The 4,996-nt window shown below is 60.6% G+C and carries 5 protein-coding genes; 4 read left to right on the top strand and 1 reads right to left on the bottom strand.

Features of this window, described 5'->3' with window-relative positions:
- Positions 1-118: 118 nt before the first annotated feature.
- Positions 119-682, bottom strand: coding sequence for a helix-turn-helix domain-containing protein (locus tag OSB52_RS24465; protein ID WP_266063937.1), 564 nt, complete (start codon positions 680-682; stop codon positions 119-121).
- Between the two features lie 165 nt (positions 683-847).
- Between OSB52_RS24465 and OSB52_RS24460 the strand changes: the two genes are divergently transcribed.
- The 4 genes from OSB52_RS24460 to OSB52_RS24445 all read left to right on the top strand — a co-directional run bounded on the left by OSB52_RS24460 (position 848) and on the right by OSB52_RS24445 (position 4,886).
- Complete coding sequence (locus tag OSB52_RS24460; protein WP_266063935.1) at positions 848-2,272, top strand: uracil-xanthine permease family protein; 1,425 nt, start codon at positions 848-850, stop codon at positions 2,270-2,272.
- Complete coding sequence (locus tag OSB52_RS24455; protein ID WP_247450503.1) at positions 2,253-3,326, top strand: isopenicillin N synthase family dioxygenase; 1,074 nt, start codon at positions 2,253-2,255, stop codon at positions 3,324-3,326. Before OSB52_RS24460 ends, OSB52_RS24455 begins: the two co-directional genes overlap by 20 nt.
- Before the next feature lie 62 nt (positions 3,327-3,388).
- Positions 3,389-4,360, top strand: a complete 972-nt coding sequence (locus OSB52_RS24450) for an isopenicillin N synthase family dioxygenase (RefSeq protein ID WP_266063933.1) — start codon at positions 3,389-3,391, stop codon at positions 4,358-4,360.
- 115 nt (positions 4,361-4,475) lie between these two features.
- The gene (locus OSB52_RS24445; RefSeq protein WP_266063931.1) at positions 4,476-4,886 is read left to right on the top strand and encodes a VOC family protein; all 411 of its coding nucleotides are present in this window, start codon (positions 4,476-4,478) and stop codon (positions 4,884-4,886) included.
- Positions 4,887-4,996 lie beyond the last annotated feature (110 nt).

The following is a 4,996-nucleotide window of genomic DNA, read 5'->3' as shown; positions in this document are numbered from 1 at the left end:
CCAACACCGAGCGGCTGCACTCAGCGATCGGCTACTGCCCGCCCATCGAGTACGAGACGCGCTACCGTGAGACGGCCGCCTCCGAAGCGGAGGTGGCCTAAACCGGGACTCCCACCACCTAAAAGCTGGGGGGCGTGCTTACGAAGAGGAATACGGCGGTCTCGTCAGTGTCGTTGAACCACTGGTGGAGGACGCTGGCCGAGTAGTAGACGGTGTCGCCGGCGCGCAGCGCGACGTCTTGGCCGTCAATGTTGAGTCGAATCTCGCCCGAGATGACGTACACGAACTCTTCACCGGCGTGGGTTGTTCCCGATTCGGCGGCGCTATGTGGCTCGGCGGTTACCTCGTTGCAGTCCATGAGACGGGTGCCGGTAACGCAGAAACGCAACACTGCCGAGGGGCTGAGGTTGTAGCGTCGCGCTTCTTGTGCCCTGACTACTTTGACCGGCGACCGGTTGCTCTGCTCGAGCAGGTCGTGCGCGGTGGTGCCCAGGGTCTGCGCAATCCGGTGCAGGTTGATCACACTGGGTGTCGTGTTTCCGTTTTCCACCTGACTCAGGAAGGGCTGGGAGAGATCGGTCCTTCGTGCGAGTTCGGACAAGGTGAGCTGCGCCGCCTTACGCGCGGCCCGGATCGAGGCTCCCAGAGACCGCGCGAGCAACAGCTGGTCATCAACATCCACCTACGCAAGGTAGCAGCCCCGAAAGCAGCCAAAACGGACCTGGTGTCGCGGACGTAACCAAGCAGTTACAACGGAAACAGCACCGCAACTTTATTGATCCAGCCAATGAAATATTTCCTAGAGAGTATTGGCGAGCCACGCTTTCCCACCCTTCCGGAGTATTCCATGCCTGCTGTCTCTGAACCCGACGCTCCCTCGGATGCGCACCCCGTTGATCTCCGACCCCCGATCCCACGCTTGTTCGCGTTCGGTCTTCAACACGTGCTGATCATGTATGCCGGGTGCGTCAGTGTGCCGCTGATATTCGGTGCCGCGGTCGGACTAAACGCTTCTGACATCGGTGTTCTGATCTCGGCCGACTTGCTGATATCGGGGGCCATCACCGTTGTTCAGAGCATCGGGCTATGGAAGGCGGTCGGGGTGCGATTGCCGGTGATCTGCGGTGGCACCTTCACGGCGTTGACGCCCATGATTCTGATCGCCCATGAGTACGGTATGCCGGCGGTCTACGGGTCGATGCTGCTCGGCGGTGTCATCGGCATTCCTCTCGCCTGGGCCTTTGCTGGCCTGTTGCGCTATTTCCCGCCCCTGGTAACCGGGGCTGTCCTGACTGTCGTGGGGTTATCGCTGATCGGCGTCGCAGGGGGACTCATTGTCGGTCAAGACACCCAAGCCGCCGACTACGCTTCGCCCGGCAACATTGGTCTTGCAGTGTTGGTTATCGCCATCGCAGTGACGCTGTTGTGTCTCGGTCGCGGTATCTGGCGGCAGCTCGCGGTGCTGCTGGCGCTAATGATCGGCACTGCAGTCGCGCTGCCCCTGGGTCTCTACAACCTCGACGCCGTGGGAGATGCGTCCTGGTTCGGGGTTCCCCAGCCGTTCCACTTCGGTGCTCCACAATTCCCACTGACGGCGGTCGTTGCGATGACGATCGTGATGATCGTGGTGTTCGCTGAATCCACCGCTAGCATTCTGGCGCTGAGCGAGATTACGGGCAAAGACATCGGCCGTGGTGACCTCGCCCGCGGACTGACCGGCGACGCGATCTCGGGCATTTTCGGAGCCGTCTTTAACGCCTTCATTGACACCGTGTACACCAACAACGTCGGCGCGGTTGCCACGACAAGGGTGTTCAGTCGATACGTCACGGCAGTCAGCGGAGTCATCCTGATCGCGCTGGGCTTGGTGCCGAAGCTCGGCGCCTTTGTAGCGGGCCTTCCGGGCCCGGTCATCGGGGGCGTCGGATTGATCATGTTCGCCGTGGTCGCGATCGTCGGAATCAACACACTCCGTCACATCAACCTCGGTGACCCAATCAACATGACTATCGCCTCGGCCACTGTGGGCGTGGGGCTACTCCCTACCTTCATGCCCGGCATGTTCGCTAAGTTCCCCGACTCCACCCAGATCGTGCTGGGCAGCGGTATCACCCTGGCCGCGATCACTGCGTTCACACTCAACCTTGCTCTCAATCACACGGCACTCGGGGTTAACGCCCGCCGGGCCATGACACCCGACAAGTCGGACTCATCCCGATTTGCAGCCCACAACATGATCGGAGAAGACGCACATGTCGCTTCCAAATCCTGACACCGCTGAGACATTTCAAGTCCCCGCCGTCGACATCAGCTCGTACACCTCGGAACGCACCATCGCCGCCCGAGCAGAAACGGCCCGTCAACTCGATGTCGCGTGCTCCACTGTCGGGTTCATCCAGGTTCTTGGCCACGGCATCCCCGCTGACGTACTTGTCGGGCTGTCCGACGCGGTCGACGCCTTCTTCGCCATGCCCTTGCACCTCAAGAAGAGCTACATAGTCGAGGGAAATCGCGGCTACACACCCCCGAAGAGCGAATCGTTGAGCTTGAGCCTCGGACTGGAATCTGCGACACGGATGAACGACTTCTTTGAGGCGTTCAATGTTGGCACAGAGGCACAGTCGTTCGCAGGTTTGGACCTCTCCGAGGACGACTACGGCCTGAACGTGTGGCCGGACATCGCCAACTTCCGCACCAACGTCGAAAAGTACTATGTCCACGCCTCACGAGTCGCACGCACCCTGACCACCGTCTTCGCCGATGCTCTGAACCTGCCACACGATTACTTCGAGTACCTCACCGACCACTCGGTTGACGTACTACGCATGAACAATTACGCGCTCCCCGAAGGCACCGTCACCCTTGATGGCGATCTCACCGGCATGGGCGAGCACACAGACTTTGGACTTGTCACCGTACTGTGGGCTGATCAAGTCCCTGGCCTGCAAGTACTTGGCCGCGAGGGCAACTGGCATGACGTCCAGCCCATCGATGGGGCCCTGCTGGTCAATCTCGGCGACCTTACCGCCCGGTTGACCAACGACCGTTGGATGTCGACTCTGCATCGCGTCAAGCCACCCATCATCGACGGCACCATCCAGCGCCGCCGATCGGTGGCTTTCTTCCACGACGGCAACATCGACGCCACCATTGCGACACTGCCAAGCCATCTCGACGCTGCCGACGGGTTGGCGTACGAACCAATCGTGGTCCGCGACCACATCAAGGCCAAACTCGCTGGTTCCCAGCAAGGTAAGGCCAACACCGCCGCCGTCCGGGAAGCATCGCGGGTCCTTGCCGCCTCGAACGGCTACGGCCAAGCCTGAGCGACGCCGCTAAGGCACAACCCCCTGCCATCGCCCTCGTCAATATCGACAAAAGGAAAACCATGAACCAACCACACATTCCGCTCATCGACCTCAACTCGTGGCGCACCGGAGACAACGAGTCCCGGGCGGCAGTCGCTGCAGAAGTGGATCGCGCACTCACTGAGTCAGGCTTTCTGCTGCTCGCGAACCATGGCGTCGCCGCCCACCTCGGAGCGAGCCTGCGAGAAGCCGCGAAACGGTTCTTTTCCCTACCAACACAGATCAAGGCGCAATACGAAACCACCGTCGGAGGCCGCGGCTGGCTTCCAAGCGGCAGAGAGGCCAACTCATTCGACGGAGAGGACGCAGACGCCGACAAACCCGACATGAAAGAGAGCTACACCATCGGACGCAATCACCTCACCGGTGATCCCGCTATAGACGAGTACTGGTTTCGAGCCAACGTGTGGCCCACAGAGGTGCCAGAACTCGAAGCCCAGGCCAACCGCTACATGGATCAGATGTACGGCGTATACGACGAATTGCTCCGCATCTGCGGTGCGGCGCTCGGACTGGGCACAGACTGGTTCATCGAACGCTGCGCCAACGGAACTCGCACCCTCAACATCAACCGCTACCCTTCCATGGAAGAGACCGGCGCACCCAAGGATGGCCAATTTCGTGTCGGCCCCCACACCGACTGGAGCATCTTCACGTTGCTCGACCGTCAGGTCGGATACGGCGGCTTCCAGGTCGAAAGCCACGGACAGTGGTTCGACGCACCTTTCGTACAAGGAGCACTGGTCATCAACATCGGCGACCTCATGGCCCGATGGACCGGCGATCGGTGGCGATCGACCCGCCACCGCGTCCTGCCCCCGCAGGATCAGGCACCGAAAGAAGAGCTGATCTCACTCATCCAGTTTTGCGATGCCAACGTCGACGCCGTCATCAAACCGATGCCCGCTCCGATCGGCAAGAACACGAACCTGGCACCGATCGAAGCAGGCGAGTACCTGCGCCGACGGGCCCTCGCAGCCACTGTCAGCTGATTAACGCTCTACAACCGTGCAGTTCAGCAGGTCATGCCTGGCGCCAACGCTATTGCCCGCCGGCCAACTCTAGCCACCCCCACTAACTGGACCAGATCTCCCCAAGGAGACTCAAATGACGGCATTCCCCAGCGTATCGCTCTCGTTCGTGAGCGTCATCTGTAATGATATCGTTGCGCAATCAGTATTCTACGCAGGCGTTTTCGCGCTACCGACAGCCACTGAGCTGTCCTCCGACCACTTCCGCGCGCTTAGACTCGGCGACACTATCCTCGGGTTTCACACTACGGCCGCCATCAGTCTGCTCGACCTTCCGCAAGACACCCCGATCGGTGATGCAGCAGCAGCATTCTGGACCTTCGAGGTCCACGACAAACAGGACGTCGACACCCTCACCGACTCAGCAGTCGCAGCCGGCGGTCGCCTCGTCAAGGCTCCCTACACGACGTATTATGGTGCATATCAATCTGTCCTGCGTGATCCAGAAGGAAATGTCTTCCGGATCAACAAATCTGGCGTAGCATGACTCCGAAGACCGCTCCCGGCCGGAGCGATATCCCGGAGGACTGGCTGATGGTCAGGACGAACCTCAGTGCCGAATTGCTGCCATCAGCAGCCCCACAGCCAGATTCGATG

This window comes from Gordonia aquimaris, from assembly GCF_026262595.1.
GTDB classification, from domain to species: Bacteria; Actinomycetota; Actinomycetes; order Mycobacteriales; family Mycobacteriaceae; genus Gordonia; species Gordonia tangerina.
The sequence above is the reverse complement of the archived record's forward strand: the minus strand, read 5'-3'. Positions and strand labels throughout refer to the sequence as shown.

Bases quoted from the DNA above. Each gene is read 5' to 3' on its own strand.
- OSB52_RS24460 (WP_266063935.1), top strand. From the start codon at position 848: ATGCCTGCTGTCTCTGAACCCGACGCTCCCTCGGATGCGCACCCCGTT.
- OSB52_RS24455 (WP_247450503.1), top strand. From the start codon at position 2,253: ATGTCGCTTCCAAATCCTGACACCGCTGAGACATTTCAAGTCCCCGCC.
- OSB52_RS24450 (WP_266063933.1), top strand. From the start codon at position 3,389: ATGAACCAACCACACATTCCGCTCATCGACCTCAACTCGTGGCGCACC.
- OSB52_RS24445 (WP_266063931.1), top strand. From the start codon at position 4,476: ATGACGGCATTCCCCAGCGTATCGCTCTCGTTCGTGAGCGTCATCTGT.